Source organism: Peribacillus sp. ACCC06369 (assembly GCF_030348945.1).
Classification (GTDB): domain Bacteria; phylum Bacillota; class Bacilli; order Bacillales; family DSM-1321; genus Peribacillus.
In genome coordinates this window covers 1936968-1951360 of record NZ_JAUCEN010000002.1, presented here as the reverse complement: position 1 = coordinate 1951360, position 14393 = coordinate 1936968, and the positions used below count along the sequence as shown (strand labels likewise).

The window sequence follows — 14393 nt, the reverse complement described above, 5'->3', positions numbered from 1 at the left end:
ACTCTCTTTTTATTCCTAAAGGCTAAAAGAATCCACAAATGGAGTGTTCCATGAGAATAGTCCAAGCATTAATGTAAGTTTCTTTTTTCTTTAATACTCTTTATCTTTTGAGGAGTGACGTCATTACCTTCTGGATCAACGACTTTCACATGCTCCAACGTATCGGACATGGACCGTCTGAATGTCTCCAAATACTCACTTCTTAATTGGGTTTGCTCTTTCGCCTCAACTTCCGTCAAACCTTCAGCCTTGGCCTTTTTTGAAAGTTCATTAATACGGGCTAATTTTTCTTTTGATAGCATAATTTCGCTCCTTCGTAATCTGCGGATATTGTCATGGTATTAAAAAAAAAGCGAAATTACAAGTTCTATGATTGACTTTCCTCTGTATTGAGTTGATGTTCGAGAAAACGCCTGTTCACAGTGGCTTTAGATACATTGTATCCAAAGCCCCTTAAAGTGGCTGCGATTTCTGCAAATGTCAATCCATTGGCCCGGAGTTTAATAATTTCTTCAATTGGAATCTCCATACGTTCCCTTCCAGTAGAATTCCTTTGGTTATGAAGATTTTTTTGCGGACGGTATCCTTTTTCAACCGCTCTTATCATCCCGCGTTTTATTTTTAGATTATGTAGTTTCCTTTGATATTCTTCTACAATACCGACTATCTGGATGACCATGGCATCCGAATCAGATAACTCAAGTTCTCCATCGTGTGAGAGCGTATAAATTTTCACGTCTTCTTTAAGGATGACATGGAAAAGGGCTATTTTGGCATTTCCCCTCCCCAGTCTAGTTTCGTCCTGGATTAATAGAACTTCAGCTTCTTTGGTTTTAAATAGTTCAAGCATGTCAAATATGCCATCCCGATTTAACTCATAACCGCTTGCCTGTTCTTTTATTATGGAAACAACTTCCACATCCATCTTTTCCGCCAATTTAACTAATTCATCTTCCTGCCGTGCCAATGATGTTTCCTGGGATTCTTTTTCTGTGCTAACCCTACAATAGATTACTGCCTTCATAATACCCTACCTTCACTACTTACTGCTGACTGGCCAAATTCTGAACAAGTTCTTCCCCTTTAACCGGTATGACAATGACTTGACCAGGTTTAATCGTATCCGCCCTGACTCCATTATGCTCTTCTATCCAACCAATGAATTCTTTTTTTGTCAAATCAGCTTCTTCATACTCTTCGGCAATTCCCCATAGGGTGTCGCCTTCACTTACTTCTATAGAAAGGAAATCCTTTTTTTGATCATTGTCTAATGTACAAGAGAATAAAATTGAAAAGATGAATACCGATCCCGCTAATAGAATCGTAGAAATATAATTTTTGTATAATTTTTTCATAAATATCCCTCCAAAGCGAATGTTCGTTCGTATGTTACGTTCAAATTATAATACGAACGTTTGTTTCAGTCAACAACAAAATTCGAACTTATGTTTGTATAGAGTTGGGGGCCATGCTATAATGTAGCAAAGAACATTGGAGAAGAGGTGCACATATGACTAAACTATCAAAACGGCAGCAAGATATCCTTGATTTCATTAAAGAAGAGGTCCGCCAAAAAGGGTATCCACCTTCCGTACGGGAGATTGGTGAAGCAGTTGGACTTGCATCAAGTTCAACAGTACACGGACATTTATCCCGCCTGGAAAGTAAAGGCCTGATAAGACGTGACCCAACCAAGCCGAGGGCCATTGAAATACTGAATTTGGAGGAAGCGAACAATATCCCCAAAGTTAATGTCGTGAACGTTCCGTTACTTGGAAAAGTAACAGCGGGCATGCCGATAACGGCCATCGAAAACATAGAAGAATACTTTCCGCTTCCCGAAAGCATGGTTCCGCATGATGACCATGTATTCATGCTGGAAATCATGGGTGAAAGTATGATCGAAGCAGGAATTCATGATGGAGATTATGTCATCGTGAAACAACAAAGCAGCGCCAATAATGGAGATATCGTCGTGGCCATGACGGAAGATGATGAAGCCACTGTAAAACGATTCTTTAAGGAACCGGATTACATAAGGCTTCAGCCTGAGAACTCGAATATGGAACCAATTATTTTAAGAGATGTTTCGATACTTGGAAAAGTTATAGGCTTATATAGACAAATACACTAAAAGCGCTAACCGCGCTTTTTTTGTTTGTTTAATTTATGTCTCGAATTCTCTTATTATGCATATGGAAGACTAGGTTTTGATATATTTTTTTGATAGAATCGAGTTTTCTTAAGATTATTAACATCCATTCTCATTTATGCAGGATGAAAGGGAAACTAACGCCTTTCTGGATATATGTATTTTGAAAAATAGGAAACCCGCATTCAAATAAAAAAAGGGAGCGTTAAAATCCCGCTCCCTGTTAAAAGTTCATTTCACTCTTAATCTTTGGTTCACTTTAATGAGATTAAGATCGGCCAACCCTTCCACTGTTGAATCTGCACTTGTGTAGAACCATATGCTTTGGCAAGTTCAGAGACGGATTCCCCCTTTTTGACTATATGATAGACCTCTTCGTTGCTTGCGTCATATTTAGTTAAATCACTTGTTTCGATTAGATTCACCAGTTTTTCTATATATTTCGGGTCCGAGGCGTAGCCCGCATCGAATATTGCTTGAAGTGCCTTTTTGTAATCTTTTTTACTAATGACAGCTGTATACAAACTTCTATTCCATGAAGTCCCCTTTACATATAGATTGGCAAGATCTTGTAAACTTTCTGCCCATGTTGGATATCTTCTGAATTTGGACCATACTTGAACAGGCGTATCGTTGACTTATTCGATTGTTTGAATAATGACAGATTCTCCTTTATAGTCACCTTTTGTACGAATATATTTTTCCCTTGATTTGCTAATAAGCTTGTCCCATAACCACTCTCCAAACAAGCTTGTGCAATGACAACAGAAGGTAAAATTTTAAATTCCTATTGAATTTTTTGGGCATAAGGAGCAATTTCCTTAATAAACGATTCCTCGCTCATTAGAACCTCCCATTATTAGTTGGATATCTTCATTCTTATCGTATTCTAAACTATGAGAAACTTTACAGCTTGTCCAGCAAAAAAAATGTTATTAATTGTTTTCACTATTATCAATAAGGTGATAACTTACAAAGTACGGCTTCAATTTGGATTAATCATTCTCACTCTCTAGTAAAAGCCATCAAACCAATTAATATTCAATGGATTGATGGCTTTTTAATTGAAGCTGAAAATCTTCATAACCATTTGCATAAACTTTTGAATTACTATGGTATAAACCTTTTATAATTGGTAAAAATTAATTTTATAAAACTTCTAAATTAAGGTGGTGACATTATGGACTACCCAACCATCCATACAAACTTTTGGGATGCAGTGATAGCCATTCCTACCATCATGATTCTTACTCAACTTATTAAGGTCATTTTTCATATTCCACCAAAATTCATCCCTACCATCGCTTTGGGTATTGGCTTATTCATTTCCATTTTCATTAGCCACCGTCATCATTTGGTTGCAGGAATTTTCATGGGCTGGTTTTATGGCTATGCAAGCATTGGCAATTATTCTGCACTCAAAACTGGTATTTTATCTTATAGGGAATCTTATCAAAAGACGGATTAGACCCTAGATGGCACTCGTTGGATTTCATGAATCTTTTTTGTTGCAGGGGGATTTGACTTGCTAAATACCCTTCGATCAACCGCTCACTTAGTACCAATATGAAATACGGCCTGGCTGTTTCCTTTTGCTGAATCATTTCAATACATTTCACCCCAAAAAAAAACCTCTCAATTAAGAGAAGGTCTTTTCTAATCATTTTTACTATTTTTCTATATAGACCGAACGAATCAATGTACGGGTTCTTTCAGTACCATTCACATTTTTTTCCTTGACATCAATCGTTACATTATAAACACCTGATTTAGGTACTTCTGGAAGAGTACCAGAAAAATTTTCGGCGTCCATTACCTTAATGGAGCTTTTTTCACGAATTTCATTACCGTTTTCATCTATTAGATGAACCGAAAATGTTGTGCTGATTGGCCTTTTGTTATCATTCATTGGATTCTTTATTAAAAATTTTGCATCTTTTTGCTTAACTTTTCCGGCCATACTTAATGTAATGGGATTCTTTTCGTTAAAATGTGCTGTGAACAGGTATGCGTCTTTTGGCGATTTAGTCTTCAGTCGAACTCTCCAGTCACCAATTTCTAGGTTATTTCTAATAAATGTTTGGATGGTGGCACCATTAAAAAAGGAAGTTTCATTTTTTGCAGAATGAACTTTTAAGGAAGGTGCATACTTTTTATTGGAAGGAGAAATTAATTCGACCTCGACATCATTTGAAGCTGTATATATGGTTATATTACCTGGGGCTGCTTCATTTACATGGAAACTTTTTTCGTTCCAGACATTTTGTTGCAGGACATCTCCCAGGACGGTTTGAGAGAGTGCGGTTGTGATGACATCATCTTCAACCCGTTCTTTATAATTGACATTTAAACCAGGAATCCCAGCAGTAGAATTGCTTCTTAAATAGGGTTCAATTCTTGAAAATACTGCTGAACCTACTCGAATATTGTCGTGATCATAGTTGGGATCCGTAAATAAATGTGATGCGTAGGGTATTTTTGTACTCCAAACATTCACTAGACCATCATTTTCTCCATATGAAGATAAATATTGTCCACCCATTGATAAAGCTGAAAGAACCGGCCCCCTATTCATACCGGCCACGGTGAAATACATATTTTTACGGGAGTTAACATGGTTATCCGTGACAGATCGAAATTCCGCCATTTTACCAACTTGTAAAGAATAAGTTCCTTCATCTTTCTGACCCAATAGGGAACCAAGCCAGCCCGCATACCAGCTATAAGCCAAATCAGCTAGGTTAGAACCGTGATGAGGGGACGCTAAAGTGATGACCCTTCCGACATATTGGTGCGCTCCATAGTGTACTAGAGCCGCTTGGGTGTCTGGCCCCCCTTTACTGTGGGCTATTATATTTACTTTTTCGCCGCCGAAATGGTTACTGATTTCTGCAAGCATTTGAGCTAACAGCCTTCCATTAGCATATTGGCTCGCTGATCCATTTCCAGCTGAATCATAAAGCTGAACAAAAACCGTTTGGTAACCGGCTTCATATGCTTTGGTATACATATCATTGACACCATGATAGTCTGTTTCACCGTACCAGCTGGTTGAACTGCCATTTTTCCCTTGGACAAAAACGATCGGAGGTCTATTTGTGTCAAGATTGGGAGGGATACTTCCCAAAAACCAATCCCCTGGGTTGAAAGTTTCGGATGGCGGCTTCAATTTTCCTGCTGAGGAAATGTTAGGCTTAGCCATTATTAATATGGTAAGAATGAGGACAAGAAAAACGACATAATTGATTACTTTCTTTTTCAATTGCTATCTCCCCCTATATCCTATGGATTTTTTCGAATTCGCCTATTATCAATGCCCTCCTTTACAGGTCTTCTATAGCATTCATTAGTTTATATTTGTACTATCGCATGCCATTACCTGCTGAATTCATAAAAGATGGGAGAAAAAAACTAGAAGAAAATTCATTAACATAGAGATAAAGTATGAAGATTTCCTTGAACTCATCTAATATACAGGCTTTTTCATTTATGAAGCTGTTCATGGAGTACGCCTTGTGAAAATTCTATTTAGGTTGATGCCTACGTGAATTTACCTGGCTCCCAAACATTAAAACCGCGTGAGAGGATCGTGTAGTTTCTGGTGGGTTAGATTTCCACGCGACCCCGCCATCCTTTTTAAGAGAATTTCATTTATAATTTACCATTTAAAAATTGGGCTTCCCCTAGTCCAAAACTCCAATCAGCATCCCCATTGGTAACAATTGAAACCATAATATCATTTGGTTCTATTCCACAATTTTCTCCCAACTCTTGAACCAAAACTTTATAAAAATATTGCTTCTGATCTTCCCTTCTTTGTTTACTAGTTACACTTATTACTACTAAGTTCTTACTTCTCTTAAAACCTAACCCGGTATCTTCTATTATTAATTCATGAGCTGGATGCTGATGAACTATTTGATATCGATCTTTTTCGGGTACATCGAAAGCTTTAACAACTGCCCGGTGAGCAGCATCCAATAGCTTTCTTAAAGAATTCTTATCTCGCCCTTCGATTAAATCAAATCTGATTAGTGGCATTATAAATACCCTCCATAGTTAATATTTGATTTCGTTACCCTGGCGCTAGCATAAATAGGATTACTTTAGAGTTAGAACTTTTCATCTACTCTATACGTTACTTTTTAACCCTAAGTAAGGCATTTTTTACAACTAGATTTCCCCTCGATAAATCGAACAGTACTGGATTTTGCATTACTATTTAATGTGTTGACCCCGTGTATCCTTTTAAAGGAACCCTCTTATTACATCTTTTGGCCCCATTGCAAAGTCAATTTCAGCATCTGTTGCCACTTGGCCATTAACAAGGTGAAACATTCCTGTTAATTTTCCTTTATTAGAATTATGGTTCTATACTATAGTAATTGTTTTTGCACCTGCCCCTCTGTATAGGTAGTTGCTTTTAAGTCTATATAGAGAGAGCGAAAACGCCCAGGCGAAGAACCCATTGCGGTAGTAAAAACACGAGTAAAATAGTGAATATTTTTAAAGCCGGTTTCTTCCGAAATATCTTTAATGGATAAATCTGTTGTTTTGAGTAAGGTCGCAGCTCTCTGTATTCTCTCATTTTGAACAAACTCCGGTAAAGTTAATTATTTTAAAATTCAGAAATTTAATGATATACAATTGGTTTACACTTGTTCACCTTATAAGGATAGAATATGCTAAACAATGAGAAAATCTGGGCTTTTAAAATAGCTAATAACCTTATAATAATTCAGTTAAAGAACTTTTAAAAGTCCTCTACTCAAAATGTAATATTCCCTTGGGTGGCAAGCCATATATGGATCTAGTTCAATTTTCTATTTTACTTTTATATAAAGTTATTACAGGACAATACATTTTAACCAATGTTATTTTATGAAGACTCCTTTTAATACTTTGACATTTTGTTTTCAAATAAATATTCCACTCGGCATCTTCACCATTAGTTCCTATGAAAGTTGTCACTTATTGATTGCTCATTACATGTAAACGCTTTATATTAGCTGGAAGTTTAACTAATAGTTACTTACTACATTTGTAATTATAAGATATTATGTAGGAATCGTATTTCCATTTTGAAGATACCTTTTTATACTTTAAAGACATATTATCAAACAAACCAATGATCGATAGAGAATGAATGAAACATACATAAAAGTAAAAAGCAATCCGATTACTTAGATTTAAAATCAGAAAATGACTTAATAGTCTGTGGTGAATAACGTGGCAATTATAATTGAAGTGATGCTGGCTCAAGGGCAAGCCCAAATAAGGTGGAGAAATGTGATAACCTTTGGCTCATCCCTTGTTTCAAGCCCGGAACGCACCATCCGCCACTGCATCAGAAGGCAGATGATGATCAGCCAGTCATACCATGGCAGGAAGGGAAGTGGCATGATTTTTGTAAAAGCCAAAGAGGCAAAAATAACTACAGGAAACAAACATGATAGGGCCTGCTCCCAACCAAAATGAACGAGTGGTTTTAGTGATCTCAGGATTTGTGCCTCCATTGTTGAATGGTTAAATTCATAAGTAACTCTTATCCAGAGGGAGGACATTTCAAAATTTTTGGAGTGCCTTTGTTTAGCGGATTCATGTAAGGAGTATAGTCAGTTATCTTTGCCAGACATGGAGGAGGTTAAAGGTTGAACTGGTTAAGTGGCCACCGTTTTTTCTAGTAGTACCTCTGCAGCTGCGTTTGAATTTCTTCACCCACATTATTGGATTGACGTTCATTGGTGTTTATCTGGACTTGATATTATCGTTTTTTGGCAATCATGGGGCACATACGAGGTTGATGGAACTCGTTACCGTATGCCACTCGCACTTTATTTTGCTCATCGGATTTTTTTTATCGATAGCCGAAAATATCGCAACATTCTTTGGAGCGTGGGAATATCCAAACCAATCCAATGCATGGAGTATCGGTCATCTAGGAAAGGTGAGTGCATGCTTCTTATTAGTGATTGTTAGCTTTCTTATAGTAGCGACATTAAAGCAGGTTAAGGGAAAAATCCCAATAGGATAATTGGGCTCCAGAACAAATTATGAAGGAAATACTTAACAGCGATTGTTATATAAATACAAAAAATAGAACAAGCCCTTCTCCTGCATGGGATAGAGGGCTTGACTTTTTTTATGAACATCCTTATAAAATTCCCCTTCGAATGTGCCACTGTCCAATTGCCCCTAATCATGATTCTTCATCAATAAAATTTCCCCATTACAATTGGGTCCCCCATCGAAATTGCATTTCCATCAAAATCACCACCATCATGTTCCGATTGGGAGTTTACATGCAAGCGACTTTTTTTTGTTAAAAACTCCTTTAAGCCCCCTCCTCCCACATACCCGTAATTAACCCTGAGAACGGGAAAATTAATTTCATTTAAAAGCTCGTCCATTCGATTGAACAATTTGAATACACCGTCGTGAACGATAATATCATCAATGAACTCTCCACGAATTTCCTTTCAAATCGCAAAGGTGCTAACGGTAGCTCCTACTGCAACTTCAGAGGACCTAATTTCCCTTTCCACTTTTTTCACCCTCTTTCCATCCTCACTTAAATCATCATAATCATGAATTTTGTCCCTTGGCAGATCAGTGCTATTGATTAAATTTTTCAACCCAGGAATGGTCACACTAGTAACGGAAGCTGATAACCTTTAAATCTTCAACTACATTTGAAGTGTAGGTCAGGGTCAAAAAAAATGATATCGTCGATCGAGAATCCTACACATTCAGCGAACATATACGCCTTATCAATTCGCAAAGGAATCTTATATTGTTCATAATCAATGTAGGTTCTCTTGGCCATCTTTAGCACTTTAGCCATTTCGTCTTGAGTTAATCCTTTATACTTCCTCGCTTGTTTAAGTGTGAACTTAACGTTTGTCATATCTTGTCACCACCTGTCTAAAAAAATGATATCACACTTGAAGTATAGTTTTCAACAAATTTTTGTAAAATTCACGCACTTCAAGTTTACTCACTTTCACTCATAGTGTATATTCAAGTTAGAGGTGAAGAAATATGCACATTGGTGAACGTATTAAAATGTTAAGAAAAGAAAGAAAAATGACACAAGAAGATTTGGCAAATATATTAAAAGTGGCCCCAACGGCAGTATCAGCTTGGGAATCCGGACGGAATAAACCTTTAATGGATAAATTGAGCATGATGTCCTCATGCTTTGAAATCCCGCTGTCCCACCTTATTGAAGGAGCACCAATCGTTAGAAACAATCCTACAATGGAATTTTTAAATGAAAAGAATGTAAGATTAATTGGTGTCTACGGAAATATCCCTGCTGGAGAGCCTAATTTCACCAACGAATATATAGAAGCGTATATGCCGACATTAAATTCCATGCTAAAATCGAATGAAGAGTATTTTTTCCTTAGAGTGAAAGGCAACAGCATGAACAAAGAATTCAGTGACGGATCATTGATCCTTGTTGAAAAAACAACCTACGTCGAAAGCGGAAAAATTGGTGTGGTTATGGTAAATGGTCACGATGCCACAGTCAAAAAAGTGAATATTAATGAAGAAAATATCACACTCATGCCCTGCAGCACGGATCCTTTTTATGAAGAAAAAACCTATAACATCAAAAATGATAGAGTCCGAATTTTAGGAAAAGTGGTTCAAGCCATTAAAATATACGATTAATATCCATCACTAGGGTTTCAATTGCGGCAATGAATAAATTAATGACAAGCAATAATACATTAATTAGATTCAATTCGTTCAGTTCAGGCCTGTATTCCCTGATACATATTAGGTACAAATCATTTTGGTTTGTGCTTTTTAGTATTGTTTTTTGATGATTTGCCTTATCCAAAAGATATAAATTTGTGTCAACCTATTAATAAAGCATACCTTACATTAGTAAAGGAGTGAAATGATTCATGCAATATGATCGTTATGAAACCAGGATACCGTCTCCTGGACATTATTCCTATATAGCAACTTTCCGAAAACGATGAAAAGTTCATCACCAACTTATACAATTCCTACAGAACCAGTTTTCTTTGACCATTTACTGATGAATTTAGGAAAAACAATAACTGCCGTACCAATAAATGAATCCTTTAAGGGAAAACTAACGGGAGTCGCTAATCACCAGCAACTGTCAATCGGCGATTTAAAACATCATATCGGTTTTTTATTTCATTGAGTGAACGGGTTGGCAAATATATGCGTCCGAGGACGCTTTTTTTAGTCTCCTTGCTTTCGAATTGCAGACTATTCCATTTCATCAATCCAACCAAGGTTTTCCTTTAGTTATTACAGTAAATATTTCATTAAGTAATATCTGTATTTGACAATCACATTTTCAATCTTTTATTCTTCGGTTCACAACCTCATATAAGAATCGTATAATGGGATGATAAGCATTCGCCTCTGTAGCTCTAGAAGGGAAGAGCGCCGGAAAACATTGTAGCCACCGGGTCGTAAGGCAAGGGTTTCAGAAGCACCGAAAAGCAAATAAGCTGAGGAAGGTGGAATTCCTGCCGGTGAAAATCCGTAGGGAAGCGTGTTCTCTCCCTAGCCTATGCTTACGAAAGGAGTGCGGGTTCGAATCCAGAGGCTTGATTCCATGATAAACTGCAATTAATATAGACTGCCAGGCCAGGCTTGATGAATAAGAATGGATTTAGTTATATTCAAGGCATTACATATAATGAGGTGGAATCCATGGTTAATAGATAAGACATTCGTTAAGGATGTTTTTTCTTCTAAAAATAATAAGAATCTTTGTTTATCAGTTTTAAGAATTGGTTTTTAATAGACTTTGTAAAAGATCAACTTTAGGTAATAATATTTTAGTCATAAAATACCATTTCTCTCTTTTTTAACAAAGATTTTCTCTATTATCGAAAGAATGGACAAGATTATTTCTTAACTTGAATATTCCAGAACCAGAAAAAGCCCCTCTCTTTTAGAGAAGGGCTTCCCTGCGTGGTGTGCTTACTGGAAATTATAAATAATTTAACCAGTCAATTATTAATTATTCATTTCACCCGCAATTTCTGGTTTACTGTAATGGTGAACTGACTGTCAAGACCGTTCCAATCTTTAATTTGCTGAACAGTACTGCCATAGGTCATACTTAAGGAATATACGGTGTCCCCACTATCGACATTGTGGTATACAGCAGTACTTTTCTTTGTAAGTTTGAAGCATTTAACTAAACCGTTTACATGTCCGCGAGCCAGTGATTCGATAAAGAATGACGTTTTCAACTTGGCTGCGTCATTGACATTATCAATAAATCCATTTTCAGTCAGGAGTGCAGGCATATCCGTTTCACGGAGTACATGTAGATCTCCTGTTTTTTGTCCTCTGTCTTGGATGTTGATAAGCTTCATGACCTCTGAATGAATATAATCTTGATACGTTTTCGTTACCTGATTAGTTGACGTATAAATGTAATCCTCATACCCAGTGCCGCCGCCAGCATTAATGTGGATGGAGAGGTAGAAGTCAGCTCCCCAAGCGTTCGCTTGATTCGTCCGATCGTTTAAAGAGACGGACGTATCTTGGGTCCTGCTCATTTTTACAAAAACGTTATTATATTCTATTAATAAGATGTCTTTTATTCGAGTTGCAATGGATAAAGTTAAATCCTTTTCTTTCAATCCATTCCCCACCGAGCCTGGATCCGTACCACCGTGGCCGGGATCAATAAACACTTTTACCATTTCGATCACCTCTATTAATCTTATGTTACGTATAAACAAATGCTTGTACACATAACCATCGGATTAAAGAAATTTTATAATAATAGAGATTCTTCTTCGTTTTCCGTACAAGTTGTCTCTATTAACAAGAAATGATGCCCTCCTTCTCCCTTTCGTCCAAAAAAAATACACCACTGCTGGTGTATTATTACAACCCCATGGGCGAGAATCTTTCGACTTCTTGAAAAAGATTCATTCCATTATTTCACTTTGGTAAATTCAAACAGGAGTAATTGCCATCAAACTATCAACAAGGTGATGGAAGGAGATAGAGGGCTTAAGGATTATATTTTGAATTGAATTGGATTAGCGACAATTAAAATTTGTTTAAAGCTAAACTATAATAAATATTTAAAAATAGGACCTAGAGGAGTTCCAATACTTTTTGAATTTTATCAACGTATAGAAAGAACATAGCCTAAACATAATTCAACCTTTATCTTTAACATAGCATGTAAACAACAATACTCTAAATAAAAGTCTTTGCATTTATTGGCTATGGTTTGTTATTTTTTCTGCACAATCTTTTATTGAGTCAATCACTACAGTTGGTTCGGTTAATTGTGGAAAATGTCCACTTTTTTCAGCGACAATGTGTTTGCTGTTTCTTGACAATGAAAGTAATTCCAATTGATTCTCAAGTCGTTTTTTTCGAACTTCCTCTGGCATCATTCGATTTTCTTGTCCACCTGTAATGACAAATACAGGTATATCGGGAAATTCATTAATTTGATGGATTTGATTTATAGTTTTTTTTACAAAATTAACTTCGTTGAATTTTTTATGTGAAGATAAGGAATCAAACATCTTGAAGATCTTATTAATGATTCTTACTGCCTTGCCTTGATATTCATTAAGACTTATATCTTTCGGGTGGCTGGATTCCAAAAAAACAATTCCTTCTACTTCATTTGGATAAAGTCTGGCATATAAATTAGCATATAAGCCGCCTAGCGAATGTCCAACCAATAAGAAAGGAGGTTTAAAGCCCACTATTGTTAGTGCTTCACGTAAAGTGTTAACAATATTTATCCCGTCTTGGTTTTCCTTCGGTTTATCGCTGCCAGCAACCCCCAAACGATTATAGGAAAATACTGATGATGATTCCGAAATTGCCGGTAGGATTTTCATCCAACCCTCCATCGGTCCCGAACCACCGTTAATCAAAACTATATTGGGTTTTCCGCTTCCACTAATATTATATTGTAACGTCCCTTGCAGTGTTTCCACTTTATATTTCTCTATTTTCAATGTATGACACCTCACTTTGTTTTACATTACGTTACGTGTGTAACAAGCGATTGGTTTCATTTATTGAAGTTCTAGCCAAATGCTAATGGGATTCACTTTTACGAAAGTAATAGGAAAACTGGACATTTGTAGCATTCAATTGGTTTTCAATTTATATTTTTTATAAATCAACCTTACCTTTAACATTGCCAAAAAGAAAAAAGTGCGAATGATACCCATATAAAATGTGAACTTAAACCCTTAAAAGGAGTGGGCCTATGAATAATGAATGTAGTAAGTTTGAAGAATTGGTTCAAAAGTTGGATCCAGGAAATAAGCTCATTCGCACATGGGAATTAAAAGGCGGGATTTCTGCACAGGTGACAGGACTTGAATTGTTACAATCTACAGGGCAAATCATAAAAATGATCATTCGTCAGCATGGTGATAATGACTTGAAACGGAATCCAAATATTGCGGCAGATGAACACAAGCTCTTAGGAATATTGAAATCTGCAGGTTTGCCTGTACCGACTCCCTATTACTTCGAATCCTGCGGGTTTTTTTCCAAACCATGTATACTTATCGAGTTTATTGAGGGCAAGCCAGAGTTCACCCCCTCAAATCTTAATGATCATATCTTACAAATTGCAAGCAATCTAGCAAAGATCCATCGTGTTGATTGTGCAAATCTATCTTTATCATTCCTGCCCAAACTAGAAAATTCATATGTAGAAATGTTAAATAAAGAAAGGGTAATCAAGGACGAAGGATTAAATCTGAGCTTAATTAGAGATGTGTTAAAATCATTCATGCCATTATCCTCAATGAATAAGGAAGTGATCCTTCATGGTGATTATTGGCCTGGAAATATATTATGGAAGGAGGATAAATTAGTTTCCATTATTGATTGGGAAGACTCAGGCTTAGGGGACCCTTTGGCTGACCTTGCCAATAGCCAACTCGAAATTTCATTTCATTATGGAATGGAAGCAATGAATGACTTCTCCAATCAATATAAATCCATGATGCCTGAAGTGAATTTTACAAACTTACCCTTCTGGCAATTATTTGCTGCATTACGGTTATCTTCATTTCCTGAATGGGGCTTGGAAAAAAGCAAGGAAAATATCTGGCGGGAAAGACACAAGTCATTTGTTCATCAAGCGATTACCCAGATTGGAAAAAATTAATAACCGTTTAATAAGTGAGATATTATTCCTTAGATAAATTCTCTTTCCCCAACTACGGGAAAG

14 protein-coding genes and 4 pseudogenes are annotated in these 14393 nt (G+C 36.6%); 5 read left to right on the top strand and 13 right to left on the bottom strand.

Annotation, left to right across the window (positions count from 1 at the left end; all coding sequences use genetic code 11):
• Positions 1-68: 68 nt before the first annotated feature.
• The 3 genes from QUF78_RS10445 to yneA all read right to left on the bottom strand — a co-directional run bounded on the left by QUF78_RS10445 (position 69) and on the right by yneA (position 1355).
• Positions 69-302 (bottom strand): DUF896 domain-containing protein, encoded by a 234-nt coding sequence (locus QUF78_RS10445; RefSeq protein WP_289324587.1) that lies wholly within the window; start codon positions 300-302, stop codon positions 69-71.
• Positions 303-367: 65 nt separating this feature from the next.
• The gene (locus QUF78_RS10440) at positions 368-1024 is read right to left on the bottom strand and encodes a YneB family resolvase-like protein (protein ID WP_289324586.1); all 657 of its coding nucleotides are present in this window, start codon (positions 1022-1024) and stop codon (positions 368-370) included.
• 19 nt (positions 1025-1043) lie between these two features.
• A complete protein-coding gene (gene yneA, locus QUF78_RS10435; protein WP_289324585.1) occupies positions 1044-1355 on the bottom strand; it encodes a cell division suppressor protein YneA in 312 nt (103 codons plus the stop codon).
• A 155-nt stretch (positions 1356-1510) separates the two neighbouring features.
• On the opposite strand from yneA, the gene lexA reads away from it, so the two are divergent.
• Positions 1511-2134 carry a transcriptional repressor LexA gene (gene lexA, locus QUF78_RS10430; protein ID WP_289316897.1) on the top strand — a complete coding sequence of 208 codons (624 nt, stop codon included), beginning with the start codon at positions 1511-1513 and terminating at the stop codon, positions 2132-2134.
• A gap of 272 nt (positions 2135-2406) precedes the next feature.
• On the opposite strand, the pseudogene QUF78_RS27995 reads toward lexA, so the two are convergent.
• Together QUF78_RS27995 and QUF78_RS10420 are read right to left on the bottom strand one after the other, a co-directional pair.
• Positions 2407-2772, bottom strand: a pseudogene (locus QUF78_RS27995) (LysM peptidoglycan-binding domain-containing protein); the annotation flags it as partial.
• Positions 2700-2930, bottom strand: coding sequence for a glucosaminidase domain-containing protein (locus QUF78_RS10420; RefSeq protein WP_483313883.1), 231 nt, complete (start codon positions 2928-2930; stop codon positions 2700-2702). The pseudogene QUF78_RS27995 and the gene QUF78_RS10420, both read right to left, overlap by 73 nt.
• Before the next feature lie 402 nt (positions 2931-3332).
• On the opposite strand from QUF78_RS10420, the gene QUF78_RS10415 reads away from it, so the two are divergent.
• Positions 3333-3620, top strand: coding sequence for a hypothetical protein (locus QUF78_RS10415; RefSeq protein ID WP_289324582.1), 288 nt, complete (start codon positions 3333-3335; stop codon positions 3618-3620).
• Between the two features lie 201 nt (positions 3621-3821).
• On the opposite strand, the gene QUF78_RS10410 is transcribed toward QUF78_RS10415, so the two are convergent.
• From QUF78_RS10410 to QUF78_RS10395, 4 genes and pseudogenes are all read right to left on the bottom strand, one after another.
• Positions 3822-5354: an esterase/lipase family protein gene (locus tag QUF78_RS10410; RefSeq protein ID WP_289327289.1), complete on the bottom strand. Its 1533-nt coding sequence runs from the start codon at positions 5352-5354 to the stop codon at positions 3822-3824.
• A 449-nt stretch (positions 5355-5803) separates the two neighbouring features.
• Positions 5804-6193 carry a tautomerase family protein gene (locus QUF78_RS10405; RefSeq protein WP_289324581.1) on the bottom strand — a complete coding sequence of 130 codons (390 nt, stop codon included), beginning with the start codon at positions 6191-6193 and terminating at the stop codon, positions 5804-5806.
• A gap of 335 nt (positions 6194-6528) precedes the next feature.
• A pseudogene (locus QUF78_RS10400) lies at positions 6529-6753 on the bottom strand (helix-turn-helix domain-containing protein); the annotation flags it as partial.
• Positions 6754-7425: 672 nt separating this feature from the next.
• Positions 7426-7653 (bottom strand): annotated as a pseudogene (locus QUF78_RS10395) (DUF817 family protein); the annotation flags it as partial.
• A 42-nt stretch (positions 7654-7695) separates the two neighbouring features.
• On the opposite strand from QUF78_RS10395, the pseudogene QUF78_RS10390 reads away from it, so the two are divergent.
• A pseudogene (locus QUF78_RS10390) lies at positions 7696-8186 on the top strand (DUF817 family protein); the annotation flags it as partial.
• 445 nt (positions 8187-8631) lie between these two features.
• Here QUF78_RS10390 and QUF78_RS10385 read toward each other — a convergent pair.
• Together QUF78_RS10385 and QUF78_RS10380 are read right to left on the bottom strand one after the other, a co-directional pair.
• The gene (locus QUF78_RS10385; RefSeq protein WP_289324580.1) at positions 8632-8787 is read right to left on the bottom strand and encodes a hypothetical protein; all 156 of its coding nucleotides are present in this window, start codon (positions 8785-8787) and stop codon (positions 8632-8634) included.
• 47 nt (positions 8788-8834) lie between these two features.
• Positions 8835-9059, bottom strand: coding sequence for a helix-turn-helix transcriptional regulator (locus QUF78_RS10380; RefSeq protein ID WP_289316901.1), 225 nt, complete (start codon positions 9057-9059; stop codon positions 8835-8837).
• 134 nt (positions 9060-9193) lie between these two features.
• Between QUF78_RS10380 and QUF78_RS10375 the strand changes: the two genes are divergently transcribed.
• Entirely contained in the window at positions 9194-9832 is a 639-nt protein-coding gene (locus QUF78_RS10375; protein WP_289324579.1) for a LexA family protein, read from the top strand.
• Between the two features lie 1346 nt (positions 9833-11178).
• Here QUF78_RS10375 and QUF78_RS10370 read toward each other — a convergent pair.
• Positions 11179-11868, bottom strand: a complete 690-nt coding sequence (locus QUF78_RS10370) for an N-acetylmuramoyl-L-alanine amidase (protein ID WP_289324578.1) — start codon at positions 11866-11868, stop codon at positions 11179-11181.
• A gap of 528 nt (positions 11869-12396) precedes the next feature.
• Positions 12397-13158 carry an alpha/beta fold hydrolase gene (locus tag QUF78_RS10365; protein WP_289324577.1) on the bottom strand — a complete coding sequence of 254 codons (762 nt, stop codon included), beginning with the start codon at positions 13156-13158 and terminating at the stop codon, positions 12397-12399.
• A 257-nt stretch (positions 13159-13415) separates the two neighbouring features.
• Between QUF78_RS10365 and QUF78_RS10360 the strand changes: the two genes are divergently transcribed.
• Positions 13416-14330, top strand: a complete 915-nt coding sequence (locus tag QUF78_RS10360; protein WP_289324576.1) for a phosphotransferase family protein — start codon at positions 13416-13418, stop codon at positions 14328-14330.
• Positions 14331-14393 lie beyond the last annotated feature (63 nt).

Excerpts from the sequence above, each read along its gene's own strand:
- QUF78_RS10370 (WP_289324578.1), bottom strand. The coding sequence starts at position 11,868 with ATGGTAAAAGTGTTTATTGATCCCGGCCACGGTGGTACGGATCCAGGC.
- QUF78_RS10380 (WP_289316901.1), bottom strand. The coding sequence starts at position 9,059 with ATGACAAACGTTAAGTTCACACTTAAACAAGCGAGGAAGTATAAAGGA.
- QUF78_RS10415 (WP_289324582.1), top strand. The coding sequence starts at position 3,333 with ATGGACTACCCAACCATCCATACAAACTTTTGGGATGCAGTGATAGCC.
- QUF78_RS10440 (WP_289324586.1), bottom strand. The coding sequence starts at position 1,024 with ATGAAGGCAGTAATCTATTGTAGGGTTAGCACAGAAAAAGAATCCCAG.
- lexA (WP_289316897.1), top strand. The coding sequence starts at position 1,511 with ATGACTAAACTATCAAAACGGCAGCAAGATATCCTTGATTTCATTAAA.
- QUF78_RS10445 (WP_289324587.1), bottom strand. The coding sequence starts at position 302 with ATGCTATCAAAAGAAAAATTAGCCCGTATTAATGAACTTTCAAAAAAG.
- QUF78_RS10375 (WP_289324579.1), top strand. The coding sequence starts at position 9,194 with ATGCACATTGGTGAACGTATTAAAATGTTAAGAAAAGAAAGAAAAATG.
- QUF78_RS10360 (WP_289324576.1), top strand. The coding sequence starts at position 13,416 with ATGAATAATGAATGTAGTAAGTTTGAAGAATTGGTTCAAAAGTTGGAT.
- yneA (WP_289324585.1), bottom strand. The coding sequence starts at position 1,355 with ATGAAAAAATTATACAAAAATTATATTTCTACGATTCTATTAGCGGGA.
- QUF78_RS10405 (WP_289324581.1), bottom strand. The coding sequence starts at position 6,193 with ATGCCACTAATCAGATTTGATTTAATCGAAGGGCGAGATAAGAATTCT.
- QUF78_RS10410 (WP_289327289.1), bottom strand. The coding sequence starts at position 5,354 with ATGGCTAAGCCTAACATTTCCTCAGCAGGAAAATTGAAGCCGCCATCC.